Below are 26,130 nucleotides of genomic sequence, written 5' to 3'. Positions count from 1 at the left end.
GTCGCTACCCGCTACGACCAGACCGCCGAGAGCTTCCTCGGCTTCGCGACACTCGCCTCCATCCGACTGTGGATCAGGTTTGTCCACGCGGCCTAATCCATCTAGGGTAGACTATTTGATCGTAAGAATCAATATCAGAGGCCGCAAATTTTACCACTAACACCAAAATAAATAATAATGAAGCGATCAATAGGGAGCCCGCAGAGGCTCTTAGTATGGTGGATTTCCCGCGCGTCATAAACCTGGTTAGGAGATACGTGCACAATATTGCAACAAATAAAAGGAATGTGCGCATTGGGTGATCTCCGGCTCCTCGAACCAAGCCTGCAACTCGCTTTGGTGCGATTGCAAGACGAAAGTGTGTCTTGCCCTCCGTTGCCCGGGCTATCCTTGCTTCCCAAACTCCTGAGGCGCAGCCTTGCGCGGTGCCTTCCCTGTTCCGACGCCACGCCAGCATCCTTCTCATCGGCGCCATCGGCCTCCTCGCGGCCCTGCTCCTGTGGCGGCGGGACGGCGGCGGGGCGGTGCTGCGCGCCCTCCTCCACGCCTGGGAGTTGTTCCTCTTCATCGCGCCCTCGCTGGTGGCGGGGCTGATGCTGGCCGCCGCGCTGCGGCAGCTCGTCTCCCCCGGCGCGCTGGGCCGCTGGATGGGGGCGGAAAGCGGCTGGTTCGGCCTGATGGTCGCGACCTTCGCCGGGGCGCTGACGCCGGGCGGGCCGATGGCCGCCTTCCCGCTGGTGCTGGTGCTGGCCGGCGCGGGGGCGGATCGCGGGGCGCTGGTGGCCTACATCCTCTCCTGGGCGCTGAACGGCTTCCAGAAGCTGCTGGTCTACGAGATGCCGCTGCTCGGCCCCGATTTCGCGATCATGCGCACCATCCTGACGCTGCCGATGCCCATGCTCGCGGGCTTCGTGGCGCGCAGGCTGCCCATCGCCTGGGAGCCGCCGAAGTGACGGCCGGGCAGGTCTTCCTCGCGGTGGTGGCCCTCCTCGCCTTCGGCGCCTGCCTGCGCCGCGGCCCCGCGACGGCGCGCAAGGCGGCCGCCGACACGGGGCGCAGCCTGCTCGGCATGCTGCCGATCTTCGCGGTGGCGCTGCCCATGGCCGCGCTGCTGGCGGAACTCATCCCCGCCGATGCGGCCGTCACCTGGATCGGGCCCGATTCGGGCATGCCGGGCATCCTGGTCGCCTCTCTCGCGGGCGGGCTGATGCCGGGCGGGCCCTTCGTGACCTTTCCCCTCGTCCTCGCCTTCGCCAAGGCGGGCGCGGGGGTGCCGCAGATGGCCGCGCTCATCACCGGCTGGTCCATCTTCGCCGTGCACCGCATCCTGACCTGGGAATACCCCGTGCTCGGCTGGCGCTTCGTCGCGCTGCGGCTGATCGCCGCCTTTCCCCTGCCGGTCGCCGCCGGGCTGCTGGCCGAATGGACGATCCGCGTGGTGCCGGTCGGCCTCGGCGGGCCCTGATCCCGCCCTTCCGTCCGCCGCCCGCTTCGGGCATGACGGCCGGCGATGGACCGCGACCCCTGCGACACCGACTGGCGCGCGATGCTCGCCGCGCGCGACGGCGCGGCACCGGCCGGCCGGCTCGCGGCGCTGTTCGCCCCCATCCTCGCCCCGCCCGCCGCGCCGGACGGGTGCCGCGTGGTCGGGCGCCTGGCGCAGACGCTCGACGGCCGCATCGCCACCGCGAGCGGCAGCAGCCGCTGGATCGGCGGTCCCGGCGACATCCTGCACACCCACCGCCTGCGCGCCCTCTGTCATGCCGTCGTGATCGGCGCCGGCACGGTGCGCCACGACGACCCGCGCCTGACCACACGCGAGGTGGAGGGCCCCGACCCGGTGCGCGTGGTGATCGACACCGAGCGTCGCCTCCCGGCCGACTACGGCATCTTCCGCGAGGGCCCGCCGACGCTGCTCGCCTGCGCGGCCGATGCCGGGGGCGGCGAGACGCATGGGCGGGCCACGGTGCTGCGCCTGCCGCGCGCGCCGGGCGGCGGCATCGCGCCGGCCACCCTGCTGCGCGCGCTCGCCGCGCGCGGGCTCAGCCGCATCTTCGTCGAGGGGGGCGGCATGACCGTCTCGCGCTTCCTCGCCGCGGGCTGCCTCGACCGGCTGCATGTCACGGTGGCGCCGGTGCTGCTCGGCTCGGGCATCCCGGCCTTCACCCTGCCCGAGGTGCCGCGCATCGCCGACGGGCTGCGCTTCACCTGGACGGTGCACGAGATCCCGCCCGACATCCTGCTCGACATCCCGCTCGACCGCGCCCGGCCCGGAGGCGCGGCATGATCGCGCGGGCGCTGTGGACCATGGCACCCGGGCGCTGCGAGATCCGCGAGGAGACTCTGCCCCCGCCGGGCCCCGGGGAGGCGCTGGTCCGCACCCTCGCCACCGGCATCTCGCGCGGAACCGAGCGGCTGGTCCTGCAGGGCCGCGTGCCCGACAGCCAGCGCGCGGCCATGCGCTGCCCGCTGCAGGCGGGGGATTTCCCCTTCCCGGTAAAATACGGCTACAGCGCCGTCGGCATCGTCGAGGCGGGGCCGGAGGCGCTGCTCGGCCGGCGCGTCTTCGTGCTGCATCCGCACCAGGACCGCTTCCTCGCGCCCGCGGCGATGTGCGTGCCGGTGCCCGACGCGGTGCCGGATGCGCGCGCCGTGCTGGCGGCGAACATGGAGACGGCGGTCAACGTGCTGTGGGACGCGCGGCCGCTCGCGGGCGAGCGCGCGCTGGTGATCGGCGCGGGCGTGGTCGGGCTGCTGGTCGCGCATCTGCTCGCGCGCGTGCCGGGGATGGAGGTGGTGGTCTGCGACCTCGATCCGCGCCGGCGCGCGGTGGTCGAATCCCTCGGCGCCGTCTTCGCCGCGCCGGAGGAGGCGCCGGGCGGGCGCGACCTGATCGTGCATGCGAGCGCCGACCCGGCCGGGCTCGCGCGCGCCCTCGGCCTCTGCGCCTTCGAGGGGCGGATCGTCGAGGCCTCCTGGTTCGGCGACCGGGTGGCGAGCCTGCCGCTGGGGGAGGATTTCCACGCGAAGCGGCTCTCGATCCTGTCCACCCAGGTCGGCGCCGTGGCGCCGGCGATGCGCGGGCGGCGCAGCCATGCGGATAGGCTGGCGCTGGCGCTCTCGCTGCTGGCGGAGGAGAGGCTGGATGCCCTGACCGGCCCGGCCACACCCTTCGCCGCGCTGCCCGGGGCGATGCCGCGGCTTCTCAATCCGCCGCCGGGCGAGGCGCCGCCGCTCTGCCCCGTCGTCCTCTACTGAAGCCCGCGGACACGGGATCTCCCGTCGCCCGCCGCGAATCACGCCCCGGTTTCCCGCGCGGCCGCCCCGCCGGGCCGGCGCGCGCGGCACGCGGCTTGCCGCGCGCGGCGCGGCGCACCATCTCCCCGGCTTGGCCGCCCGTCATGCGCCGTGCCTTCGCAAGCCGCAGGAGAGCAGCATGCAGCAGGAGACGCCCCCGCCGCCGCCCGCCGCCGCCCCCGCCGCGGAGCGATCCGAGGCGATCCGCATCCTGGCGCTGGTCCTCGGCATCGGCGGGCCGGCCGCCGTGCTCGGCGTCGTCGTGGTCTGGCTGCTCGGCTGAGGCGGAGGCGCGCGGGTGACGCCGCGCGGGGGCGCGGCTACAACGGCCGCATGTACAGCCTCACCGTCGTGGACCATGTGATGATCGCCCATTCCTTCCGCGGGGAGGAATTCGGGCCGGCGCAGCGCCTGCACGGCGCGACCTTCATCGTCGAGGCGGAGTTCCGTGCGCCGCGGCTCGACCGGCTGAACCTGCTCGTGGACATCGCCGCGGCGAAGGTCGAGCTGCGCCGCATCCTCGACGGCTTCGACTACCGCAACCTCGATGCCGAGCCGCAATTCGCCGGCCAGAACACCACCACCGAGTTCCTCTGCGCCCATATCCACCGCCTGCTCTCGGCCGCGCTGGCCGAGGGGCGGCTCGGCGAGGGCGGCCGCGCGGTGACGGGGCTCAAGGTGCTGCTGCGCGAGAGCCACATCGCCTGGGCCGCCTTCGAAGGCCCGCCCGCGCCGTGACCATCCACCTGCTGGTGCCGGGGCCCTTCGCGGCGATCTCGGGCGGGTACATCTACGACAGGCGCATGGTGGAGGGGCTGCGCGCGCTGGGCGAGACGGTCGAGGTGGTGGAACTGCCCGGCACGCACCCCGCCCCGGACGACGCGGCGAGCGAGGGCGCGCGCGCCGCGCTCGCCGCACTGCCCGCCGATGCGCGCATCGTCATTGACGGTCTGGGCCTGCCCGCCTTCCTGCCGCTGGCCCAGGAGCTGCAGGCGCGCCGCGCCGTCGCGCTGATCCATCACCCGACGGCGCTCGAACACGGCGCGCCGGATTCCGTCCGCACCGTGCTCAAGGCCAAGGAGCGCGCGCTTTTCGGCGCCTGCGCGCGGCTGGTCTGCACCTCCGCCCTCACGGCGCGCCGCCTGCCGGAGGAATTCGGCGCCGATCCCGCGCGCATCGGCGTGGTCGAGCCGGGCACCGACCCCGCCCCGCGCGCGGCGGGCTCGGGCGGCCCCGGCTGCGCCATCCTCTCGGTCGGCACGCTGGTGCCGCGCAAGGGGCATGACGTGCTGCTCAAGGCGCTGGCGCGGCTGACCGACCTCGAATGGAGCCTGACCATCGCCGGCGACGATCGGCGCGACCCGACCCATGCGCACGGGCTGCGCGCGCTCGCCGAGGAACTCGGCATCGCCTCCCGCGTGACCTTCGCCGGCGAGGTCACGGGCGAGGCGCTCGAGGCGCTCTATCACCGCGCCGACCTCTTCGCCCTGGCGACGCGCTGGGAGGGCTATGGCATGGCCGCGGCCGAGGCCATGGCGCGCGGCCTGCCGCTCGCCATCACCGCCGGCGGCGCGATCGCCGAGGTGGTCGCGCCGGGCTCGGCCATCGTCTCGCCGGTGGATGACGTGGCCTCGCTCTCCAAGGGCATGCGCCGGCCGATCTTCGACACCGGGCTGCGCGCCGAGATGGCCGAGGCGTCCTGGAAGGCCGGGCAGGCCCTGCCCCGCTGGCCCGACCGCGCCGAGGCCTTCCGCGCGGAACTCGCCAGGGCCTGGGGCTGATGGCGGAATCCTTCGACGGCGACTGGCTCGACCTGCGCGAGCCGCACGACGCGGCGGCGCGCAGCATCGGGCTCGCGCTGCATCTCGCCGCGGCGCTGCCGGCGCGGCCGCGCCTGCTCGACCTCGGCGCCGGGACGGGCAGCCTGCTGCGCTGGCTCGGCCATTTCATCGAGCGCCCGCAGGCCTGGACGCTGGTGGATGCCGACGCCGCGCTGCTGGAACGCGCCTTCGAGACCATCGCCGAGCGCGCCGGGGCCGTCGGCTGGACGGCCACCTGGCCCGCCCGGCGCACGCTGCTGGTCCATGCGCCGACGGGCGCCTGGCGCATCGAGGGGCTGGTCGCCGATCTCGCGGAGGCGCCGGACAACCTGCCGCTCGGGCGCGTGGACGCGGTGGTGAACACGGCGCTGTGCGACCTCGTCTCACGGGACTGGATCGAGCGCATGGCGGCGGCCTGCGCGGCGCGGCGGCTGCCCTTCTACGCCGCGCTGAACGTGACGGGGCGCGAGCACTTCGCCCCGCCCCACCGCGCCGATGCGCTGGTGATGCGTGGCTTCCGCCGCGACCAGCGGCGCGACAAGGGCTTCGGCGGCATCGCCCTCGGCCCCGCGGCGCCGGCCGCGATCGCCGAGGCCTTCGCCGCGCGCGGCTTCACGGTGCTGCGCGGGCCTTCGGACTGGCTGGTGGACAGGAGGGACAGCGCCTTCGCCGCGGCGATCGCCGACGGCCACGGCGCGGCCGCCCTCGCCTGGGAACGGCGCCAGGCCTCCGCCATCGAGGACTGGATCGCCGCGCGGCGCGCGCAGGCCGCCCGGGGCAGGCTCTCGGTGCGGATCGGCCATCTCGACCTGCTCGCCCTGCCCCCGCCGGAATGAGGAGGACGCCATGCCGGATACCGCCCCGCCGATCGCCGTGACCGCGGCCGAGGTGCCGCCGCGCGCGAGGCCCTCGGGCTACCCGCCCGATCTCGTGACGAAGATCGGCGGGCGGGAGAAGCGCGTCCTCGGCGACATCTTCGGGCTGCGGAATTTCGGGGTGAACCTCACCCGCCTGCCGCCCGGCGCCGCCTCCGCCCTGCGCCACGCGCACGAGAAGCAGGACGAGTTCGTCTACATCCTCGAGGGCGAGTGCACGCTGGTCACGAATGCCGGCGAGACGCCGATGAGGGCCGGCATGTGCGCCGGCTTTCGCGCCGGCACGGGGGATGCCCATCACCTCGTCAACCGCGGCACCACGGATTGCCTCTATCTCGAGATCGGCGACCGCACGCCCTTCGAGCATGTGACCTACCCGGATGACGACCTGATGATCCGCCCCGGGCCCGACGGGCGCTCCGTCTATTTCCGCAAGGACGGCACGCCGATCTTCTGAAGGACCACCGACCATGCCCCTTCTCCTGGGCTGCATCGCCGACGACTTCACCGGCGCGACCGACCTCGCCAACACCCTCGTCAAGCAGGGCATGTCGGCGGTGCAGGTGATCGGCGTGCCGGAGGGGCCGCTGCCCGAGGCCAATGCCGTCATCGTCGCGCTCAAGATCCGCACCGCGCCGGTGGGCGATGCCGTGGCGCAGTCGCTCGCCGCCTGCGACGCGCTGACCGGGGCGGGTGCGCGGCAGGTATTCTGGAAATACTGCTCCACCTTCGACAGCACCGATGCCGGCAATATCGGGCCGGTGGGCGATGCGCTGCTGAAGCGGCTCGGCGCGGGCTTCGCCATCGCCTGCCCGGCCTTCCCGACCAACGGGCGGACCGTCTATCTCGGCCATCTCTTCGTCGGCGGCGCGCTGCTGAACGAGAGCGGGATGGAGAATCACCCGCTGACGCCGATGACCGACCCGAACCTCGTGCGCGTGCTCTCGCGCCAGACCGATGGCGGCGTCGGGCTCGTGCCCTTCGGCGTGGTCGAGCAGGGCGCGGCGGCGATCCGGCGCGAGATGACGCGCCTTGCCGATGCCGGCCGGCGCTGGGCGATCGTGGATGCGGTGACGGATGCGCATCTGTTGGCGATCGGCGAGGCGGTGGCGCCGCATGCGCTCGTCACCGGCGGCTCCGGCGTGGCGATGGGCCTGCCGGAGAATTTCCGCCGCGCCGGGCTGCTGCCCGCGCGCAGCGACGCGGCCTCGCTGCCACCGATGCAGGGTGCCGCGGCGGTGGTGGCGGGATCGTGCTCGCGCGCCACGCTCGGCCAGATCGGGCTGGCGCGGGACCATGTGCCGGTGCTCGAACTCGATGCGCTCGCGACTCCCGATGCCGCGGCGCTGGCCGCCCAGGCGCTGGGCTGGGCGGAGGGCCGGCTGGAGGCCGCGCGGCCCGTCGTCATCGCCGCCAGCGCGACGCCCGAGAAGGTCGCGGCGCTGCAGGCGCGGCTGGGCCGCGAGGCCGCCGGCGCGCTGGTCGAGGAGGCGGTCGCGACCATCGCCGAGGGCCTGGTCGCGCGCGGCGTCGGCCGCCTCGTGGTGGCGGGCGGGGAGACATCGGGGGCGGTGGTGCAGCGCCTCGGCGTCACCGCGCTGCGCATCGGCCCCGAGATCGATCCCGGCGTGCCCTGGACCTTCGCGGAGCCGCGCGGCATCCACCTCGCGCTGAAATCGGGCAATTTCGGCGCGCGCGACTTCTTCCTGAAGGCGTTCCACCATGGATGAGGCGGCGATCCGCGAGGAACTGGCCGCGCTCGGCGCCTCGCTGTTCCAGCGCGGCTATTCGGTCGGCACGGCGGGCAACATCAGCGTGCGCCTGCCCGACGGCTACCTGATGACGCCGACCAATTCCTGCCTCGGCCGGCTCGATCCCGCGCGGATCAGCAGGCTCGACGCCGCGTGGAACCACATCGGCGGCGACAGGCCCTCGAAGGAGGTGTTCATGCATCGCGCCGTGCTGACCGCGCGGCCCGATGCCGGGGCGGTGGTGCATCTGCACTCGACCTACGCCACCGCCATCGGCTGCCTGGCCGAGCCCGGCGAGACAGCGCCGATCCCGCCGCTGACGCCCTATTTCGTCATGCGCGTGGGCCGCACCCTGCCGGTCATCCGCTACTACAGGCCGGGCGATGCGGCGATGGAGGCCGAGATCCACGCGGCGGCGAAGGGAGCGAAGGCGGTGCTGCTCGCCAATCACGGGCCGGTGGTCAGCGGCGCGACGCTGGCCGATGCCGTGGCGGCGGCCGAGGAGCTGGAGGAATCGGCCCGCCTCGCGCTGCTGCTGCGCGGGGCCAATCCGCGCCTTCTGACGCCCGCCCAGGTGGAGGAGCTGCTCGCGGCCTTCGGGTGAGGCGCAGCCCGCCCTTGCGCGCTCAGGGCAGCATCTTGCCCGGGTTCATCGTGCCCAGCGGGTCTATCGCCGCCTTCACCGCGCGCATCACGTCGAGCGCGACCGGATCCTTGTGCGTGGCCATGGCGTGTCGCTTCGACTGCCCGATGCCGTGCTCGGCCGAGAAGGAACCGCCGAGGTCCACGGCGATGGCGTTGACCAGCGCCTCGGCTTCCCCCGCGCGGGCAGTCCAGGCCTCGCGGTCCATCCCGGCCGGCGCGCCGAGGGAGACATGGATGTTCCCGTCCCCCGCATGGCCGAGGGCCTGCAGCCGCCCTTCCGGCCAGCGCGCGGAGAGCGCCTTCTCCACGCGCCCGAGGAAGGCCGGCACCGCCGAGACGGGCACCGAGGTGTCGGTGCTGATCGCAGGCCCCTCGCGCCGGGCGCAGTCGGGGTAGTCCTCGCGGATGCGCCAGAAATTCGCGCGCTGGGCCTCGCTGTCGGCGAGGGCGGCATCCGTCGCCTCGCCGGCCTCGGCGGCTTCGGCCAGCGTCTCCTCCAGCATCCCGCGCAGCGGCACCGAGGGATGCGCGGCGGCGAGCTCGACCATCACATACCAGGGGCTGTCGAGCGGCAGGGGGATGCGGATGCCGATGCCATTCCGGTCCACGATCCTGAGGCATTCGCGGATGATGAGCTCGAAGGCGATCACCTCCGCCCCCGAGCCCATGACGCGCGAGAGCAGATCGAGCGCCGCCTCGGGCGAGGGCACGGCGACGAAGGCGGTCTCGACACGCCTGAGCGCCGGCACGAGACGCAGCGCGGCGGCGGTGATGACGCCGAGCGTCCCCTCCCCGCCCAGGAACAGATGGCGCAGCGCATAGCCGGAATTGTCCTTGCGCACGCGCCTGAGGTCGTTGAGCACGCGGCCATCGGGCAGCACCACCTCGAGCCCCAGCACGAGGTCGCGCGCATTGCCCCAGCGGATGGTGCGGATGCCCCCCGCATTGGTGGAGAGCGCGCCGCCGACCATGGCCGAGCCCTGCGCGCCCCAGGAGAGCGGGAAGAGCCGGTCCACCGCCGCGGCCGCCTGCTGCACGGTCTGGATGACGCAGCCCGCCTCTGCGATGAGGGAGAAGTCGCGCGCATCCACCGCGCGGATGCGGTTCATGCGCTCGAGGCTCATCACCACCGCGGGCGGCCCGTTGTCGGAGACGACGGCGCCGCCGCACAGGCCGGTCCGCCCGCCCGCCGGCACGATGGCGAGCCCCTCGGCGGCGCAGGCGCGCACCGCGGCGGCGACCTCCTCCGTGCTCGCGGGGCGCAGCACCGCGCGCGGCAGGCCGCGATAGGCGCCGCGCCAGTCCACGGCATAGGGCGCCATGTCCTCGGCCGAGGTGAGACAGTTGCGGGGGCCGAGCGTCGCGGCGAGGTGGTCGAGCGTGTCCATGGCCGCGATCCTGCGCCCGCCCCGCCCGCGGTCAAGCGGGCAGGTAGCCCAGCAGGTCCTCCGCGCGCATCACCTCGCAGTAGATGCGGTTGATGATCTCGAGTTCGCGCGTGTGCAGCTCCATGGTGCCGGCGGCGCAGGCGTCCTCGATCACGATCACGTCGAAGCTCTCGTCAGCGAGCGAGCGCACGGTCGAACTCACGCACTGGTCGGTGAAGATGCCGGTGCAGACGACATGGGTGATGCCCATGTTCGTGAAGATCAGGCGGAGGTTCGTCCCGGTCAGGGCGGAATCCGTCGTCTTGGTCACCACCACCTCCCCCGGGCGCGGCGCGAGCGCGGGCACCACCTGCGACGCCTCGGAATCATGGGGCAGGAAGAGGTTGTTCCAGCCCGGCTTCTTCTGGCTGAGGGAACGGTCCGCGCCGTCGGGGGTGAGGCAGGCGATGCGCGCGAACATCACCGGCCCCGCGCCGGCGCGGAAGCGTTCGATCAGCCGGGCGATGGTGGGGATGACGATGCCGTGCATGCGTTCGTGGAAGCCGTCCCAGGCGGCCTCCCGCGCGCGTTCGAGGGGCGGCAGCGCGGAGCGGTCCTCCGGCCGGGCGAGGTAGGTGTTCTGCACGTCGATCACGAGCAGCGCGACCTTGCCCTTGACCAGCACCGGGTCCGGCGCCTCGGGCGCGCCGGCGTAATAGAAGGAGCGCCAGGCGGTCTTCCAGGACGGACGGTGGGGTGCGGCCATCGGCGGGCTCTCCTGCGAAGTGGTCCGGGCGGTGAGGATGGCGGCCGCACCGGCCGCGGCCAAGCCCGCGATCGGGCCTCGCCGCGCCCGGCGAGCCGGGGCGGCACTCCGCTCTACGGCAGGGGCGGGGCATGCGCCGGCCGGCGCGATCGCGGACGGCCATCCGGGCCGGCCCAAGGCGAATCCGGCCTTTCGCGGGCCTGCTCCGCGCGTGGCATCGGGGCTTGGCCCGAGGCGGAAACGGGCCGATCCCCCCTCCGCCGAAGGCGATCCCGCCCGCTCGGGCTCTAACCCCCGATCGGGGCCGGCGCCCGGCGTCAGGGCACCAGCAGCGCCGAGGCGATGGCGAAGTAGATGAGCACGCCCGTGGCGTCGGCGATCGAGGTGATCAGCGGCGCCGAGGCCGTCGCCGGATCGAGCCGCATCCGGGTCAGCACGAAGGGCAGCGAAAGCCCGATCACGCTGCCCGCGACGACCACGAGCACCATCGTCATGGCCACGACCAGCGCGATCTCGGGCCCGCCGCGGATCAGCCCGAGCAGGGAAACGGCGAGCGCCATGGTCCCGCCCAGCATCGCGGCGACGAGAATCTCCCGCCGCATCATGCGCGCCCAGTCGCCGATCCGCGCCTCCCCGGTGGCGAGCGCGCGGACCATGAGCGTGGCGGACTGGCTGCCGGCATTGCCGCCGCTGTCGATCAGCAGCGGCAGGAAGAAGACCAGCGCCACATTGGCCGCGATCACGTCCTCGAAGGCGGCGATGCCGGCGCCCGAGAAGACATTGGCGAAGACGAGGACGACCAGCCAGGCGATGCGCTTGCGGTAGAGCAGGCCGATCGTCGCCTCGCGCAGCGGCACGCCGAGGCTGGCCGAGCCGCCGGCCTTGTGGAAGTCGGTGGTGGCCTCGGCCTCGGCGACGTCCATCGCGTCGTCGGCGGTGAGGATGCCGACCATCGCCTCCCCGCCATTGACCACGGGGATGGCCGGCAGGTCGTAGCGGGCGAGCAGCCGCGCGGCCTCCTCCGCGCTGTCCTCGACACGCACGAAGGCGGGCTCGGGGCGCATGATCGACGCCACGCTCCGCTCCGGCGCGGCGAGGACGAGATCCTCCAGCGCCACGGTGCCGAGCAGGCGCCGCTGGGGCGAGAGGACATAGGCGATGGCGATCGTCTCCTTCGACGCCGCCTGGCCGCGCAGGCTGTCGAGCGCCTCGCGCGCCGTCTGCTCAGGGCGCAGCACGGCGTATTCGCTCGTCATCACCGCACCGGCGGTGCCGGGCGGATAGGCGGCGAGGCGGCGGATGTCCTCGCGCTCGGCCGCGGCCAGCGCGGGGGCGAGGCTCTCCTGCAGGCTCTCCGGCAGGCGGCCCCAGACATCGGCGCGCTCGTCCGCGTCCATGGCCGAGAGCAGCGCGGCGACGTCGCGCGGGGCCGCGATGCCGGCGATGGCGGTCTGCGTCCCGGCGGCGAGGTAGCCGAAGGTCTCGGCCTGGCGGGCGATGGGCAGGGCCTTGAGCACTGCCCAGGCGTCCCCGGCCTCGCGCCGGTCGAGCAGCGCGGCGAGGTCGGCGGGATGGAGGCTGGTCGCCGCCTCGGGCGGCAGGGCCGCGCGCGGCGGCAGGGTGGCGGTGGTCATGCGGGCCGTCCTTGCAGGGGGGTGCGGGGCGCCACCGCCGGCGCCCGCCCCGCAACGGCCGGACGGTCAGGCGACCGGCAGGCGCAGGGCCCGGCGCCGCGCGGCGGCGCGGCGTGGGTGAGGCGTGCGGCTACTTCCGCTCGGCTCGTCCATCGGGCTCTCCAGACTGAGTTGCTGCGGCGCACAATCGCTGTGCGAGGGGGTCGTATCCCGCAGCGGGACGGTGCGCGTCAAGCATGACGTGGCCGCGGCGCCCGCGTGCAGGGCGCAGCGCGGCCCCGCACCTCACCCGGGCGAGCGGTGCGCGTCGGCCAGCTCGGGCGGCCAGACCAGGGTGAAGCGCTCGAAGATCACGGCGATGCCGTCATGCATCGCGAAGCCTTCGCGCGCGGCCTGCTGTGCGAAGTGGCGGCGATGGGCGTCGAGCCAGCCGGCGCGCGTCCTGTCGCCCTCGCCCTCGTCCCAGGCGAAGGCGTCATCCACCGAATCCAGCGGTCCATGCCGGACCTCGACGGTTCGGAACACGGCGCGCGGACGGGCTTGCCCATCCACCACGACCACATGGCCGCCGATGCGCGGCGCGGGCTCGCCCTTCACCGTGACGTCGCGCTCGAGCATGGCGGTGGCGCGCTTGCGCCCCGCGAGCACCAGCGCGAGCAGTTCGTCGGCCAGCGGCGGGCCGCCGCCGAACATCACGACGTCGTAGTCAGGATCGGCGACGCCGGTCGCCGCATGGAAGGCGGCGTGGAAGGCATCGGTCTCCGCGGTCTTCACGCCTTCTCCGGATACATCGCGGCGATGGCCGCCTCGGTCGCCGGGATGCGCCCGCGCTCGGTGATCAGGCCAGTGACGAGGCGCGCGGGCGTCACGTCGAAGGCCGGGTTGGCGGCCGGGCTGCCGGCGGCGGCGACGCGGATGGTCTCGATGCGGCCATCGGCGGTGCGGCCCGTGAGGTCCGTCACCTCGGCCTGGCTGCGCTCCTCGATCGGGATCTCGCGCACGCCGTCGGCCACGCGCAGGTCGAGCGTCGAATGCGGCAGCGCCACCCAGAAGGGCACGCCGTTGTCCCGCGCGGCCAGCGCCTTGAGATAGGTGCCGATCTTGTTCGCGACATCGCCGGTGCGCGTCACGCGGTCGGTGCCGACGATGACGATGTCCACCTGCCCGTGCTGCATCAGATGCCCGCCGGCATTGTCGGCGACGACCGTGTGCGGCACGCCATGGGCGCCGAGTTCGAAGGCGGTCAGCGCCGCGCCCTGGTTGCGCGGGCGCGTCTCGTCCACCCAGACATGGACGGGGATGCCGGCGTCATGCGCCATGTAGATCGGCGCGAGCGCCGTGCCCCAGTCCACGGTCGCGAGCCAGCCGGCGTTGCAGTGCGTCAGCACGTTCACCCGCTCTCCCGGCTTGCGCGCCGCGATCTCCTGCAGCAGCGGCAGGCCGTTCCGGCCGATCGCCTCGCAGGTGGCGGCGTCGTCGTCGGCGATGGCCGCGGCCTCGGCATAGGCGGCCGCCGCGCGGTCGGCGGGCGGCAGGTTGCGCAGGGCGGCGAGCATGCGCTCGATGGCCCAGCGGAGGTTGATCGCGGTGGGGCGGGTCTCCGCGAGCATGGCGCAGACCGCCTCCAGCGCCGCGGGCTCGCGCCGCATGGCCAGCGCGACGCCATAGGCCGCGGTGGCGCCGATCAGCGGCGCGCCGCGGGTCTGCATGGTGCGGATGGCGTGCGCGACCTCGTTCTCGTCGGTCAGGCGGAGCCAGACCACCTCCCAGGGCAGGCGGGTCTGGTCGAGGATGCGGACGGACCAGCCATCCTGCTCGTCCACGCGCAGGCTGCGGTGCCAGACGCCATTGATCCTCATGCGAGGTCTCCTCAGATCAGCGCGATCGCAATGAATGCCCGTAGGACAGGAGCGAGGCGGAATGTCCAGCCAGGATAAGCCCTCTGACGCAAGCGGCCCCGAGACCCCGCCCGAAGGCGCGCAGGGCAGCGCGGGCGACACGCCGGCGGAGGAGAGCAACGGGTTGCTGGACTTCCTGGAACAGATCCGCGCGGAGCATGAACGGCGCATGGCCGATCCGGCCGAACGGGCGAAGCTCGATGCCTCGGAGGCCGCCCGCCGCGCGGCGATGGGGCCGCCGGAACTCGGGCCCGGCGAGGAGGCCCGCTGGTTCTCGACCAGCGGCGAGAGCTGGTCGGGCCTCGCGGGCCGTGCCGGCTGGGAGATCGTCAAGGATGGCCGGGTGGTCCGCCGCATCGTCAGGCTGATGTCCTGACACCGGGCGGCCCGTCTGCCCGCGGGCGCGCCGTCAGATGCGCTGGTGCAGCGCGCAGACCAGGGTGAACAGCCGGCGCGCCGTCTCGAAATCCACGTCCACACGGCCCTTGAGGCGTTCGCGCAGCAGCTCGGCACCCTCGTTGTGCAGGCCGCGCCGGCCCATGTCGATGGCCTGCACGCGGCTTTCCGGGCCGTTCTGCGCCACCGCCTGCTCATGCGCCTCGACCACCATGTGGTAGTCCTTGATCAGCCGCCGGAAGGGGCCGAGCGCCAGCGCCAGCACATGCAGCGGCCGGTTGTCCACGTCGCGGATGTCGAGGATGAGCCGGCCCTCGCGCAGCGAGACCGCCAGCGCATAGGGGCCGCGCGGCAGGTGCGGCGGGTCGAAGCGGTTGCCCGCCAGCAGGTCGGCGATGGCCTGGCGGCGGTCTGCCTCGGCATAGGCGGAGGGGGCCGGCGGCTCCTCGGGCAGTTCCAGCCGGACGAGGCGCTGCTCAGGCATCACCCGGCCCTCGCCGCGGCGGCGCGACGGCGGCGGAGGGGGCATCGCCCGTGACGCCGAGGCGCAGCATCCAGGCGAGCGTCGCGCCCTTCACCGGCCGCAGAAGAAGGATGGACAGGACGGTGAACAGCGGCAGCCAGACCGCCATGTGCAGCCACATGGGCGGCTGCCACGCCTTCTCGATCCAGAAGACCGGCGGCAGCAGCACATGGCCGGCGATGAAGATGGTGAAATAGGGCGGCGCATCGTCCGCGCGCACGCGGCCGAGCGGCGCGCCGCAGGCGTCGCAGGCCTCGACGACGCGCAGATAGCCGCGGAACAGCCGGCCCTGCCCGCAGCAGGGGCAACGCCCGCGCGCGCCGCGGAGCATCGCCTGGGCGATGGGCATGTCGGCGGCGGGCACCGCGGGGGCATCCCGCTCGGAGGACCAGGGCATCGGCGTTCCTTGTTCGCGGGCGTCGCGGCGCCCCGTTCTTCGCGCAGAAGTTTTTGTGCGTCGCAGCATAGGCCCGCCGCCGCCGCCGGTTCAAGCGTTCCGGTGGGCGACGGCTTGAAGCGGCCGCATGGGCGGCGCGAAGATGCCTCATGGCCGAGCGCATCCTGCTGATCAATCCGAATTCCAGCCGCTCCTGCACCGAAGGGATCGCCGCGGCGGTGGCGCCCTATGCGGCCCCGGGCCTGCCGCGGCTCGACGTGGTGCGCATCGAGGACGGCCCGCCGGCCATCGTGACCTGGCGGGACTGGTTCGGCATCGCCGAGCCGCTCTGCCGCATGGTCGAGCGCGAGCCGGCCGACGCCTACATCCTCGCCTGCGTCTCGGACCCGGGGCTCGAGGCCGTGCGCACCGTGACCGACAGGCCGGTCTTCGGCCCGCTGCGCTGCGCGGTGGCGGCGGCGATGATGCGCGGGGAGCGCTTCGGCATCATCGCCTTCACCGACAAGTCGAAGCCGCGCCAGCGCCGCGCGCTGCAATCCATGGGCGTGGAGGAGCGGCTCGCCGGCATCGTGCCGCTCAACCTCGACATGGAGGTGCTGACCGACCCCGCGGCGCCGCGCCCGCGCATCGCCGCGGCGGCGAAGGAACTGGCGGGAATGGGTGCCGAGAGCATCATCCTCGGCTGCGCCGGCATGGCCGGGCACCGCGCCTTCGCCGAGGATTCCTGCGGGCTGCCGGTGATCGAACCCTGCCAGGCGGCGGTGGTGCAGGCGATCCTCGCGGTGGTGGCCGCGCGCGGGGAGAGGATGCGCGCGGCGGCGGAATAGCGGCGGATCGGGCCGCTCCGGCGCGGAGGCACCTCCGGGGGGGCGCGGCGCGGCAACGGACCCACGCCGCGCCATGCCTCACCACCAGGGGTCGTGGCCGAGGGAGAGGATCTTCGCCTCGGTGTCGGTGGACAGCCCCTCGACGCTGCGGGCGTCGATCAGCACCGCATGCCGGTCGAGATCCGGCCGGAAGCCCATGGGGTCCGCCAGCCCGCCCAGGCCGAGCCCGTCGAGCAGCATGGAGATTTCCTCGCCCGTCAGCCCGTCGCGCGCATCGATGCCGAAGCGGTCGAAGCCGGCCATGATGTCGGCCAGCGCCGCGCGCTTGCCGCCATTGAGCGCATCCAGCACCGACCCGCCCTTGAGGAAGGCCTCGGTGTCAAGGGCGAGGCCGATCCCCTCCCCGCCCAGCAGGCCGGCGAAGTGCTGGCGCAGCACGGCGGCATCGTCCGCCGGGCCGGTCTCGGCATCGGGGTTGGTGTAGTAGTCCGGCGCCTTGTCGTGCTTCTTGAGATCCTCGCCGGTGACCGGCTTGAAGCGCTTGCCCTCCACCGGCGGCGCCTCGTCCGGGACGAAGAGTCGCTCGACCGTTTCCTTCACCTCCCCGGCCCTCTCGTCCACCCAGGCCTTGACGCTGTCCGAGACCAGGTAGGCCACCACCCCGCCGACCACCACCGCGCCGCCCGCCGCGGCCCACCCCCAGGAGGAGGTCCCCTCCGGCCCGCCATTGGCGAAGCGCGGCGTCTCGGGCTCCTGCAGCATGGGCAGCAGCGGGTTGGCGGGCAGGACCGGGTCCTCGGTCCGGGCGATGTCGCGCATCGGGTCCGCGAGGCTGCGCGGATCGAAGCCCTCCGCCGGGTCGGTGCCGCCGGGCACGCGGCCATCCCCCGCCACCCAGGTGCCGTCGCGCGCCGGCGCGGGCAGCGTCGCGGGGTCGGGGTCGGCGAAGTCGCGCGGCGTGCCGTAGCCGCCGCCGGTCGCCTCGAAGATCGCCCGGGCCGGGTCGGTGCCCGAGAGGTCGATGCCGGTGCCGTTCATCACCGGCCTGGTCGTGTCCTGCATCCTGCTCCCTCCTTGCGTCTCGGCGGGCCGGGGCGCCCGCCGGGGACGACGCTAGGGAGGAGAAGAAGGACCGGCCGCGAAACGGATCACATCATCGAAGGGCCATCTGACGTCGGCGCGCCGGCCTATTCCGCCGCCCGCGCCGCGTTCCAGGCCGGCGGCGGCTCGCTGCCCACCTGCGCGGTGATCCGCCCATAGGCCTCCGGCCGCCGGTGCTTCGCGAAGTTGAAGATCGTGGTGCGGCCGAGTTCGCACATGCCGAGATCCGCCTCGGCGACGATCAGCTCGTCTCCCCAGGAGGTGGCCTGCGCCATGATCTCCCCCTGCGGGTTGACGATGATGGAATGGCCGAAGAGTTCGTGCCCGTCCTCGGTGCCGGCCTTGGCGGTGGCCACCGCGAAGCAGGCGTTCTGGTAGCAGCCCGCCTGGATGCTGAGGTGGGAGTGGAAGACGCGCAGGTGGTGCGCCTCGAACCCCCGGTTGTCCATGTTCAGGGACGGCGTGTTGTAGCCGAGCATGACCAGCTCGACCTGCTGCAACCCCATCACGCGCCATGATTCCGGCCAGCGGCGGTCGTTGCAGATCATCATGCCGACATTCACCTCATGGCCCGCGACCGGCGCGCGCACCACGGGGAAGCCGAGGTCGCCCACCTCGAAATACCGCTTCTCGAGGTGCTGGACCTTGCGGATCGGGTCGTAGTCCTTGTGACCCGGCAGGTGGACCTTGCGATATTTCAGCATGATCTCGCCGCCCGGGCTGACGAAGACGGCGGTGTTGTAGCGATGCCCGTCCGGCGTCTTCTCCGCGTAGCCGAGGTGGAAGGCGATGCCGTACTTGCGCGCGGCCTCGAAGAGCGGCGCCGTTTCGTTCGAGGGCAGCGCCGTCTCGTACCAGTGGTCGGCGTTGGCGATGTCCTCCTCGTACCAGCGCGGGAAGAAGGTGGTCAGCGCGAGTTCGGGGAAGACCACGACCTCGGCGCCCATCCGGTGCGCCTTCTCCATCAGCCGCACCATGCGCCCGACCGCGACCTCGCGGCCCTCCGCCTTCTGGATCGGGCCCAACTGCGCGGCGGCGAGGACGAGGGAGCGGGTCATCGGCAGGTTCCCGGATCAGGCATGCAGGGGTGAAGGAGACTTCCGCATCGCCAGCGCGCGGTAAAGTGCCGCCCGCGCGCGGCCGCACTCAGTAGCGCGGCATCCGCGCCCGCTGGTTGAAGGCATCGATGGCGCGGTTCAGCGCGCTGACGGCCTCCTCGCTCTCGTCGCGCAGGCAGTCGAGGTAGCGGCGGATGGCGCGGCGATAATCCTCGACCTCGTGGCGGCAGATCAGGAAATCGGCCTGGTCGAGGAAGGGGCCGAACTGGTCGGCGCAATACGGTTTGCGCGGCCTGTCGCAATGCATCTGCGCCTCCGCCGCCCCGGCCAACGCCACCACTGCCGCGGCCATGGCGAGCGCGGCCGCGATCGTCCTGCGGATCAGCATTCCCTGACCCCTCCTGCCAACAACGGGCGCGGCCCCTGCGTCGCGCCTGCCGCCCGGCGGCTTCACCGCGGCTCGATGATCGCCGCGCCGTGCTTCATGCGCGCCCGCGCGACGGCGGCGGCGACCGCCTCCTCCCAGGCCTCGAGCAGCAGGTCCGCGAGATCATCCGCCGCGGCCCGGGTGCGGGCGATGCCGAGCGTCTCCGCCCGCGTGCTGACGATGCGGAAATGGCCGGTCGCCTCGTCGCGCACCACCGCGATCACGACACGAGGCCGAGCTCGCGCGCCTTGATCTGCAACGCCAGCACCTTCGAGAAGATGCGGCACTGCGCGAGGCCGCCGGCATGGAACCACAGCCCGGGCTGGCCCGTCGGGCGCCACATGCCGTGCAGTTCGCCCTCCTCGTTCCAGCCCCAGACCTGGCCGACGCGATCGCCCACCGCATCGCCGAAGAGCCGGCGCGCCGAGGCGGCCTGGCCCTCGTAGCCGGTCGCGAGCACGATCAGGTCGGCCGCCTTCACGCTGCCGTCCTTCATGTAGGCGCCTTCGGGGCCGAAGCGGGCGATGTCGTCGTACTGGATCAGGCCGACCTTGCCCTCGATGATCAGTTGCGAGCAGCCGGCATCGAAATAATACCCGCCGCCGCGCTGCTGATACATGATCTGCCAGCCCGTGCCGTCCGGGCCCGAGGTCAGGCGGAAGCCCTTCGCCTTCAGCCCTTCCAGCAGTTCGCGGTCGGCATGCTCGTTCATCCGCGTCATGCGCTGGTGCGCGGCGCGATAGACCGGGAAGGGGAAGGAGACGGCGAGCAGGTCCTTGTCCTCGAACGGGATCTCCTCGTCGTAGAGGGCGTAGGGCGCCTGGGCTTCCTTGAGGCTGACCACCAGCGTCGGGCGGCGCTGGATCAGCGTCACCTCCGCCGCACCCGAGACGGCGAGGTCCTGCGCCACGTCATGGCCCGAGGTGCCGGTGCCGAGCACCAGCGCCCGCTGCCCCGCCCAGTCGCGCCCGCTGCCGACGGCCGAGGAATGCCGCACCGCGCCCCGGAAGTCCTTCAGCCCCGGCAGGTCCGGCATGAGCGGCGTGGTGGAGGTGCCGTTGGCCATCACGATGTGGCGCGGGCGCATCCGCCGCTCGAACCCGTTCGGGCGGCGCAGCGTGACCTCCCAGCAGCCCGCCGCCTCGTCCCATGAGCCGCCCGTGAGTTCCGTGCCGGTCCAGACGTTCAGCTCCATCGCCTCGGCGTAGAGCTCGAACCAGTTCGCCAGCATGTCCTTCGGGATGAAGACCGGGAAGGATTTCGGGAAGGGCATGTAGGGCAGGTGGTTGACGCGCGTCTCGTTGTGCAGCGTCAGGGCGTGGTAGCGCTTGCGCCAGGACTCGCCGATGCGCGCATCCTTGTCCACGACCAGCGTGTCCACGCCGAGCATCGAGAGCCGCGCCGCGACCGACAGCCCCGCCTGCGCCGCGCCCACCACCAGGACCGCCGGGTCGCGGTCGGCATAGGCCGCGGCCTTGCGCCGCCGGTCGAGCCAGTTCTCGCCGCCGAAATTGCGCTTCCAGTCCACGTTCTGCCAGCGCGCGCCATTGGCCGGGTCCTCGTGCCCGCGGATCTCCTCGAGCACGGTCATCAGCGTCCAGGCGCGCGGCTCGCCGGCCTCGCTGACCAGGCGGACGACGCCGCTGCAGGGGCCGACCTCGGTCTCGAAGGCGAGGATGGCCTCGATCGCCTCCACGCCCGCGCGGCTGACCCGGCGCGGCGGCGTGCGGCCGGAGGCGAGCGCGAGCCCGCGCGGGCGCATGGCCGCAAGGCTGCCGGCGAGGCGCTCGGCGATCGGCCCCGCGCCCGAGGCGGTGCGCAGGCTCCAGGTGAAGGCGAGGATGTCCCGCCAGTGGCATTCGGCGGCGAAGAGGGCGGCGATCGCGCCCGGATCGCGGGCATCGAGCGCCGCCTGGAAGCCGCGGATCCAGGTCTCCGCCGCCGCCTCGGCCGTCGTGCCGGTCAGGATGCCGTCCATGGCGCCGTTCTCCTCCGCGTTTTGGTCTTTGGGCGGAGTTTGGGCGCCGGGGGGCGGCGGGGCAAGCGCGCGCCGCGGGTCAGGGCGGCGGGACGGCGCCCACCTGGTCGATGATGGGCCGGTACCATTGCGGCCGGCGATGGGCGGCGAAGTTGAACATCTTCTCCTTGCCCTGGCGGCAGGCGTCGAAATCCACATCCGCGACGATCACCTCGTCGCCGAGCGAGGTCGCCTGCGCCACCACGACCCCGTTCGGGTCCACGATCACCGAGCCGCCGATCAGCCCCGAGCCGTCCTCGTTGCCCGCCTTCGCCACGCTCACTGCCCAGGTCGCGTTCATGTACGCATTGGCCTGGACCGCAAGCGTCGAATGGAAGGTGCGCAGCTCGGCGCTTTCCGTGGTGCCGCCCATCGGGTCATAGGCGGCGGAGTTGTAGCCGATGAGCATCAGCTCCACCCCCTGCAGGCCGTAGACGCGCCAGCCTTCCGGCCAGCGGCGGTCGTTGCAGATGAGCATGCCGAGCACCGGCCGCCCCCAGGATTCCGGCCCGCGGAAGGCGGGGAAGCCCATGTCGCCGTATTCGAAGTAGCGCTTCTCGAGCTGCTGGAAGCGGTCCCCCGGACGGGGCTCGACCGTGCCGGGCAGGTGGATCTTGCGGTACTTGCCGAGGATTGTCCCATCCGGTCCCACCGTGACGGCGGAATTGAAGCGCTGCCCCTGCGGCGTGAGTTCCGCGTAGCCGACATACATGCCGACGCCGAGTTCGCGCGCCCGGTCGAACAGCGCCGCGGTGTTCGGGCCGGGCAGTTCGCGCTCGAAATAGGTGTCGAGCTCCTGCGTCGTCTCGATCAGCCAGCGCGGGAAGAAGGTGGTGAAGGGCAGTTCGGGAAAGACGACGAGCCGCGCGCCCTGCCCAGCCGCCTGCTCCAGCAGCGCGATCATGCGCTCGAGGATCGCCTTGCGGCTGTCGGCCTTCTGGTTCGGGCCCATCTGGGCGCCGGCGATGCGGAGGATGCGGCTCATGTGAACAGGTCCCTGACGTCCTGACGCGTTCCGCCGAAGCCGCGCCAGACCAGCACGGCGCCGAGGCAGATCCCGATGCCGGCGGCGAGGCCCGGCACGCCCTCCGGCGCACCGGCCCGCGCGGCGAGGCTGGCGCCGAGCAGCCCGAGCAGCAGCCCCGCGCAGACCGCGAGCGCGGCATGCCAGATGCCGGGCTTCTGCCGCGGCGGCGGAGCGTTGCCCGCGCGCGAGGGGCGCGGCGGGCGCTTGATCCAGTGGCGCGGCGGGCGCGCGTTATTCTTCCCCGACATAGGTCCCGTTGTGCTGCCGCGGCACGAAACGGCCCGTCCCCGGCTTCGCGAGCACGGTCTGCCCGTCCCAGATGCAGGTGCCGCGCAGCCAGGTCGCCGCCACGCGCGCGGCCATGCGCCGCCCGTCATAGGGGGACCATTTCGCGTCCTCCTCGTCGCGGATGTCGCGCGCATCGAAGGTGAACTCGCCGGTCTCGAGCACCACGAAGTCGGCATCGGCGCCGATGCGGATGGCGCCCTTCTTCGGAAAGAGGCCGTGGAACTTCGCCGGACGCTCGGCGCAGTACTTCGCCATCAGCGTCACCGGCAGGGAACGTTCGGAGAGCAGCGTGTACATCAGCGGCGCGAAGGACTGCAGGCCGGTCAGGCCCGCGCCGACGGCGAAGATGTCCCCGCTGTAGGTCTTGCGGTCGCGCGGCCAGGGCGCGTGGTCGGTCGAGACATAGGCGACCTGCCCGGCGGCGAGCGCCTCCCACATCCGCGCCACTTCCTCATGGGTGCGGAAGGGCGGGTTGCATTTCCCGAAGCCTTCCAGGCGGATGATGTCCTCCTCGGTCATGCAGAGATACTGGATGCAGGCCTCGCCGGAGGCCTTGCCGCCCATCCTGCGGAACACCTCCGCGATCTCGAAGCCGCGGGCGAGCGACGAATGGGCGATGTGCACATGCGCGCCCGTCTCGAGGCCGATCTCGAAGATCTCGAGATCCGCCATGGTCTCGCAGAGCGGGGGGCGGGTGCGGCAATGCCAGATCGGGCTGGTGTTGCCCGCGGCCTTCGCCTCCTCCGTCAGGCGGACGACGATCTCCTGGTCCTCGTTGTGGACGGCGACCATCAGGCCGGTCTTGGCGATCTCCCGGAAGGCGGCGACCATGGTCGGGTGGTCGATGCGCGGGAAGCGCACCGGGTCATACTCATATGTAGAGAGCTTGAAGGAGCAGACCCCGGCCTCGGCGAGGCCTGCGATGGCGTCCACGCCGCCGGTCTTGGTGATGGTGCCGTAGAGCGCGAGGTCCACATGGGCGGTGGCGTTCACCACCGCGATCTTCTCGGCCAGGATCGCGGCATCGGTCACCGGCCGCGGCACGTCGTAGGGCATGTCCACGCAGGTGGTGACACCGCCCGCCGCGGCCGACATGGACGCGCCCCTGATCCCCGGCCAGCCGCGGGCGGAGGAGGTGTGCATGTGCCCGTCCACTAGGCCGGGCAGGACATACTTGCCCGAATGGTCCACCACATCCTTCGCCGGCGGGCTGATCCCCTCCCCGATCGCGGCGATCGTCTCGCCGCGGATGGCGACATAGCCGTCGCGCAGCACGCGGTCTGTCAGCACGATGTCGCCGCGGATGACGCGGTCGAAGGGGGCGGCGTCGGACATGCGGGCATCTCCCGGGTGGTTCGGCGCCGACCCTACCGCCGCGCCCCTGGCCTGCCCACCCCGCCCCGGGGCTGCGAGCATCAGCGCGCGGGCGGGAAGCGCGCCTCGGCGATGCCGATGGCAAGCCGCGTCGCCTCGCTCTCGCGCTCCGCGTTCCAGGCGAGCGCCACGCCGACGCCGCGCACCGGCCCGGCGAGGACGCGGAAGGCCACGCCCGGCGGCTTCAGCCGCGCCATGCCCTCGGAAACCAGCGCGACACCCAGCCCCGCCGCGACGAAGCCGAGCTGCGCCATCGCCGAGCCGACCTCCCGCACCGCATGGGGTGCGAAGCCCGCGGCGCGGCAGGCGGCGGTCATCGCATCCGAATAGGCGGGGCTGATCGCGCGCGGCAGCACGAGCATCGGCGCCTCGGCCAGCAGCGCGAGCGGCAGCGGGTCCGGCCCGCCGAGCAGCGGGTGCCCCTCGGGCAGGGCCGCGACCAGGCGATCCTCACCGAGCGGGCGGAGGCGGATCGGCGGCACCTCCCGGTCGGCGCGCAGCAAGGCGAGGTCCACCTCGCCGCGCCTGAGCGCCTCCATCGCATCGGCGGTGTCCATCTCGCGCACGCCGATCGCCGCCTCGGGGCGCGCAGCCTGCATCGCGCGGACCAGCGGCGGCAGGTAGTCGAACAGCGCCGAGGTGACGCAGGCGAGCGCGACCGGCGCCGAGCGCCCGGCGCGCAATTCGCGCGCGAGCGATTCGAGATCCGCCGCATGGCCGGCGATGCGGCGGGCCAGCGGCAGCAGCGCCTCGCCCTCGCGCGTGGGCCGCGCGCCCTTGCCGGTGCGCTCGAGCAGCCGCACGCCGAGTTCGCGCTCCAGCGCCTGGATCTGCGCGGTCAGCGGCGGCTGGGAGATGCCCAGCCGCGCGGCGGCGCGGCCGAAATGCCCTTCCTCGGCGACGGCCAGGAAATGCCCGAGGCGGCGCACCAGGCGGAAATCCATCGCGATACGGAAAACCTATCCCGCCGCGCGGTCAATCGGATTGGACGATCAGGCGATCCAGGCGCACAAAGCGCGCCACCGATCCATGCAACCGGGGAGAACGCCGATGAAACTCCATCCCGTGAAAGTCCACCCCTCCAAGGCGCTGCTGCCGCGCGAGGAGCAGCTCGCCTGGAAGATGGCCGGGGTCGCCGTGGACAAGGTGGGCGTCGAGCGCGACGTGCAGGAGATGATCATCAACCGGATCATCGACAACGCCTCGGTCGCCATCGCCGCCATCAACCGCCGCCCCGTCGTCTCGGCGCGCGGCATGGCGCTCGGCCACGCGAAGAAGGAGCGCGGCGCGCAGGTCTTCGGCGTGCGCTCCGGCACCACCGTCTCCCCCGAATGGGCGGCCTGGGCGAACGGGACGGCGGTGCGCGAGCTCGACATGCACGACACCTTCCTCGCCGCAGACTACTCCCACCCCGGGGACAACATCCCGCCGATCCTCGCGGTGGCGCAGGCGATGGGGAAGTCGGGGCGCGACCTCATCCGCGGCATCGCCACCGGCTACGAGCTGCACGTGGACCTGGTGCGCGCCATCTGCCTGCACGAGCACAAGGTGGACCACATCGCCCATCTCTGCCCGGCCGCGGCGGCGGGCATCGGCACCCTGCTCGGGCTGAGGCAGGAGGTGATCTACCAGTCCATCCAGCAGGCGCTGCACACCTCGATCTCCTTCCGCCAGTCCCGCAAGGGGGAGATCTCCTCCTGGAAGGCCTTCGCCCCGGCCCATGCCGGCAAGCTCGCGGTCGAGGCGGTGGACCGCTGCATGCGCGGCGAGGGCGCGCCCTCGCCCATCTATGAGGGCGAGGACAGCGTCATCGCCTGGGTGCTGGCCGGGCGCTCGAACCGCCAGGACGTCTATGGCCCGGTCTACTACCACGTGCCCCTGCCCGAGCCCGGCGAGCCCAAGCGCGCCATCATGGCGACCTACACCAAGGAGCACTCGGCCGAGTACCAGTCCCAGGCGCTGATCGACCTCGCCTTCCGCATGCGCGAGCACATCACGGATTTCGAGGACATCGAGAAGATCACCATCCACACCTCCCACCACACCCACTACGTGATCGGGACGGGGGCGAACGACCCCCAGAAGATGGACCCCAAGGCCAGCCGCGAGACGCTCGATCACTCCATCATGTACATCTTCGCCGTCGCCCTGCAGGACGGGCGCTGGCACCACGTGGACAGCTACGCGCCCAAGCGCGCCGGGCGGCCGGACACCGTCCGCCTCTGGCACAAGATCGAGACGAAGGAAGACCCCGAGTGGACCCGCAAGTACCACTCGAAGGACCCCGACGAGCTCGCCTTCGGCGGGCGGGTCGAGATCCTGTTCAAGGACGGGCGGAAGCTGGTGGATGAGCTGGGTGTGGCCAACGCCCATCCGAACGGCGCCCGCCCCTTCGCCCGGCCGCAGTACATCCAGAAGTTCCGCACCCTGACCGAGGGCATCCTCTCGGCGCGGGAGGCGAACCGCTTCCTCGAGGTGGTGCAGGACCTGCCGCGGCTGAAGGCGGGCGAGCTCGGCGCGCTCAACGTCGCGCTGCCGGCGGGCGCGCTGCTCGAGAGCAAGCCCGGCATCTTCTGATCAAGGACCGGCGGCGGGCGCCCCGGCCGGGCGCGCCCGCCGCCCCGACACGCAAGAGCGAGGAA

The 26,130-nt window shown here is 72.8% G+C and carries 30 protein-coding genes; 14 read left to right on the top strand and 16 right to left on the bottom strand.

What is annotated here, in order from left to right:
* The first annotated feature begins 425 nt into the window (after positions 1-425).
* From FHS88_RS12680 to otnC, 11 genes are all read left to right on the top strand, one after another.
* Complete coding sequence (locus FHS88_RS12680) at positions 426-953, top strand: hypothetical protein (RefSeq protein ID WP_184485163.1); 528 nt, start codon at positions 426-428, stop codon at positions 951-953.
* On the top strand, positions 950-1,465 hold the full coding sequence (locus FHS88_RS12675) for a hypothetical protein (RefSeq protein ID WP_184485161.1): 516 nt from the start codon (positions 950-952) through the stop codon (positions 1,463-1,465). Before FHS88_RS12680 ends, FHS88_RS12675 begins: the two co-directional genes overlap by 4 nt.
* 45 nt (positions 1,466-1,510) lie before the next feature.
* Positions 1,511-2,287, top strand: a complete 777-nt coding sequence (locus FHS88_RS12670) for a RibD family protein (RefSeq protein ID WP_184485159.1) — start codon at positions 1,511-1,513, stop codon at positions 2,285-2,287.
* Positions 2,284-3,258 carry a zinc-dependent alcohol dehydrogenase gene (locus FHS88_RS12665; protein WP_184485157.1) on the top strand — a complete coding sequence of 325 codons (975 nt, stop codon included), beginning with the start codon at positions 2,284-2,286 and terminating at the stop codon, positions 3,256-3,258. Before FHS88_RS12670 ends, FHS88_RS12665 begins: the two co-directional genes overlap by 4 nt.
* Before the next feature lie 178 nt (positions 3,259-3,436).
* Complete coding sequence (locus FHS88_RS12660; protein ID WP_184485155.1) at positions 3,437-3,580, top strand: hypothetical protein; 144 nt, start codon at positions 3,437-3,439, stop codon at positions 3,578-3,580.
* 50 nt (positions 3,581-3,630) lie between these two features.
* Entirely contained in the window at positions 3,631-4,035 is a 405-nt protein-coding gene (locus tag FHS88_RS12655; protein WP_184485153.1) for a 6-pyruvoyl trahydropterin synthase family protein, read from the top strand.
* Positions 4,032-5,078, top strand: coding sequence for a glycosyltransferase (locus FHS88_RS12650; protein ID WP_184485151.1), 1,047 nt, complete (start codon positions 4,032-4,034; stop codon positions 5,076-5,078). The genes FHS88_RS12655 and FHS88_RS12650 overlap by 4 nt, the downstream gene beginning before the upstream one ends.
* The gene (locus tag FHS88_RS12645) at positions 5,078-5,953 is read left to right on the top strand and encodes a class I SAM-dependent methyltransferase (protein ID WP_184485149.1); all 876 of its coding nucleotides are present in this window, start codon (positions 5,078-5,080) and stop codon (positions 5,951-5,953) included. The genes FHS88_RS12650 and FHS88_RS12645 overlap by 1 nt, the downstream gene beginning before the upstream one ends.
* 10 nt (positions 5,954-5,963) lie before the next feature.
* Entirely contained in the window at positions 5,964-6,449 is a 486-nt protein-coding gene (locus FHS88_RS12640) for a cupin domain-containing protein (RefSeq protein ID WP_184485147.1), read from the top strand.
* Between the two features lie 13 nt (positions 6,450-6,462).
* Complete coding sequence (otnK, locus tag FHS88_RS12635) at positions 6,463-7,722, top strand: 3-oxo-tetronate kinase (RefSeq protein WP_184485145.1); 1,260 nt, start codon at positions 6,463-6,465, stop codon at positions 7,720-7,722.
* Complete coding sequence (otnC, locus tag FHS88_RS12630; RefSeq protein WP_184485143.1) at positions 7,715-8,347, top strand: 3-oxo-tetronate 4-phosphate decarboxylase; 633 nt, start codon at positions 7,715-7,717, stop codon at positions 8,345-8,347. The genes otnK and otnC overlap by 8 nt, the downstream gene beginning before the upstream one ends.
* Before the next feature lie 22 nt (positions 8,348-8,369).
* Here the strand turns inward: otnC and FHS88_RS12625 are convergent, their stop codons facing one another.
* From FHS88_RS12625 to mtnA, 5 genes are all read right to left on the bottom strand, one after another.
* Positions 8,370-9,776 (bottom strand): FAD-binding oxidoreductase, encoded by a 1,407-nt coding sequence (locus FHS88_RS12625; protein ID WP_184485141.1) that lies wholly within the window; start codon positions 9,774-9,776, stop codon positions 8,370-8,372.
* Positions 9,777-9,807: 31 nt separating this feature from the next.
* Positions 9,808-10,521: a cysteine hydrolase family protein gene (locus FHS88_RS12620; protein ID WP_184485139.1), complete on the bottom strand. Its 714-nt coding sequence runs from the start codon at positions 10,519-10,521 to the stop codon at positions 9,808-9,810.
* 317 nt (positions 10,522-10,838) lie between these two features.
* A complete protein-coding gene (mgtE, locus tag FHS88_RS12615; protein ID WP_184485137.1) occupies positions 10,839-12,155 on the bottom strand; it encodes a magnesium transporter in 1,317 nt (438 codons plus the stop codon).
* Between the two features lie 285 nt (positions 12,156-12,440).
* Positions 12,441-12,929: an ASCH domain-containing protein gene (locus FHS88_RS12610; RefSeq protein WP_338146554.1), complete on the bottom strand. Its 489-nt coding sequence runs from the start codon at positions 12,927-12,929 to the stop codon at positions 12,441-12,443.
* Entirely contained in the window at positions 12,926-14,014 is a 1,089-nt protein-coding gene (gene mtnA / locus FHS88_RS12605) for an S-methyl-5-thioribose-1-phosphate isomerase (RefSeq protein ID WP_184485135.1), read from the bottom strand. The genes FHS88_RS12610 and mtnA overlap by 4 nt, the downstream gene beginning before the upstream one ends.
* 61 nt (positions 14,015-14,075) lie before the next feature.
* Between mtnA and FHS88_RS12600 the strand changes: the two genes are divergently transcribed.
* On the top strand, positions 14,076-14,429 hold the full coding sequence (locus tag FHS88_RS12600) for a hypothetical protein (protein WP_184485133.1): 354 nt from the start codon (positions 14,076-14,078) through the stop codon (positions 14,427-14,429).
* 33 nt (positions 14,430-14,462) lie between these two features.
* Here FHS88_RS12600 and FHS88_RS12595 read toward each other — a convergent pair whose 3' ends face one another.
* Both FHS88_RS12595 and FHS88_RS12590 read right to left on the bottom strand, forming a co-directional pair.
* Entirely contained in the window at positions 14,463-14,933 is a 471-nt protein-coding gene (locus FHS88_RS12595) for a UPF0262 family protein (RefSeq protein WP_184485131.1), read from the bottom strand.
* Positions 14,926-15,369, bottom strand: a complete 444-nt coding sequence (locus tag FHS88_RS12590) for a DUF983 domain-containing protein (protein WP_211842313.1) — start codon at positions 15,367-15,369, stop codon at positions 14,926-14,928. Before FHS88_RS12590 ends, FHS88_RS12595 begins: the two co-directional genes overlap by 8 nt.
* A 149-nt stretch (positions 15,370-15,518) precedes the next feature.
* Between FHS88_RS12590 and FHS88_RS12585 the strand changes: the two genes are divergently transcribed.
* Positions 15,519-16,196 (top strand): aspartate/glutamate racemase family protein, encoded by a 678-nt coding sequence (locus FHS88_RS12585; protein WP_184485129.1) that lies wholly within the window; start codon positions 15,519-15,521, stop codon positions 16,194-16,196.
* Positions 16,197-16,274: 78 nt separating this feature from the next.
* Here FHS88_RS12585 and FHS88_RS12580 read toward each other — a convergent pair whose 3' ends face one another.
* From FHS88_RS12580 to FHS88_RS12540, 9 genes are all read right to left on the bottom strand, one after another.
* A complete protein-coding gene (locus FHS88_RS12580; RefSeq protein WP_184485127.1) occupies positions 16,275-17,258 on the bottom strand; it encodes a hypothetical protein in 984 nt (327 codons plus the stop codon).
* 125 nt (positions 17,259-17,383) lie between these two features.
* The gene (locus tag FHS88_RS12575) at positions 17,384-18,355 is read right to left on the bottom strand and encodes an N-carbamoyl-D-amino-acid hydrolase (RefSeq protein WP_184485125.1); all 972 of its coding nucleotides are present in this window, start codon (positions 18,353-18,355) and stop codon (positions 17,384-17,386) included.
* Positions 18,356-18,443: 88 nt separating this feature from the next.
* Positions 18,444-18,743, bottom strand: a complete 300-nt coding sequence (locus FHS88_RS12570) for a hypothetical protein (protein WP_184485123.1) — start codon at positions 18,741-18,743, stop codon at positions 18,444-18,446.
* A gap of 62 nt (positions 18,744-18,805) precedes the next feature.
* Positions 18,806-19,006, bottom strand: coding sequence for a hypothetical protein (locus FHS88_RS12565; RefSeq protein WP_184485121.1), 201 nt, complete (start codon positions 19,004-19,006; stop codon positions 18,806-18,808).
* Complete coding sequence (locus FHS88_RS12560; protein ID WP_184485119.1) at positions 19,003-20,760, bottom strand: flavin-containing monooxygenase; 1,758 nt, start codon at positions 20,758-20,760, stop codon at positions 19,003-19,005. The genes FHS88_RS12565 and FHS88_RS12560 overlap by 4 nt, the downstream gene beginning before the upstream one ends.
* 79 nt (positions 20,761-20,839) lie before the next feature.
* Complete coding sequence (locus tag FHS88_RS12555; RefSeq protein WP_184485117.1) at positions 20,840-21,784, bottom strand: N-carbamoyl-D-amino-acid hydrolase; 945 nt, start codon at positions 21,782-21,784, stop codon at positions 20,840-20,842.
* Entirely contained in the window at positions 21,781-22,074 is a 294-nt protein-coding gene (locus FHS88_RS12550; RefSeq protein WP_184485115.1) for a hypothetical protein, read from the bottom strand. Before FHS88_RS12550 ends, FHS88_RS12555 begins: the two co-directional genes overlap by 4 nt.
* Positions 22,058-23,449 carry a dihydroorotase gene (locus FHS88_RS12545; RefSeq protein ID WP_184485113.1) on the bottom strand — a complete coding sequence of 464 codons (1,392 nt, stop codon included), beginning with the start codon at positions 23,447-23,449 and terminating at the stop codon, positions 22,058-22,060. Before FHS88_RS12545 ends, FHS88_RS12550 begins: the two co-directional genes overlap by 17 nt.
* An 80-nt stretch (positions 23,450-23,529) precedes the next feature.
* Positions 23,530-24,432 (bottom strand): LysR family transcriptional regulator, encoded by a 903-nt coding sequence (locus FHS88_RS12540; protein WP_184485111.1) that lies wholly within the window; start codon positions 24,430-24,432, stop codon positions 23,530-23,532.
* 106 nt (positions 24,433-24,538) lie between these two features.
* Between FHS88_RS12540 and FHS88_RS12535 the strand changes: the two genes are divergently transcribed.
* A complete protein-coding gene (locus tag FHS88_RS12535) occupies positions 24,539-26,065 on the top strand; it encodes an MmgE/PrpD family protein (RefSeq protein ID WP_184485109.1) in 1,527 nt (508 codons plus the stop codon).
* Positions 26,066-26,130 lie beyond the last annotated feature (65 nt).

The organism is Neoroseomonas alkaliterrae (assembly GCF_014199195.1).
Taxonomy (GTDB): domain Bacteria; phylum Pseudomonadota; class Alphaproteobacteria; order Acetobacterales; family Acetobacteraceae; genus Neoroseomonas; species Neoroseomonas alkaliterrae.
The sequence above is the reverse complement of the archived record's forward strand: the minus strand, read 5'-3'. Positions and strand labels throughout refer to the sequence as shown.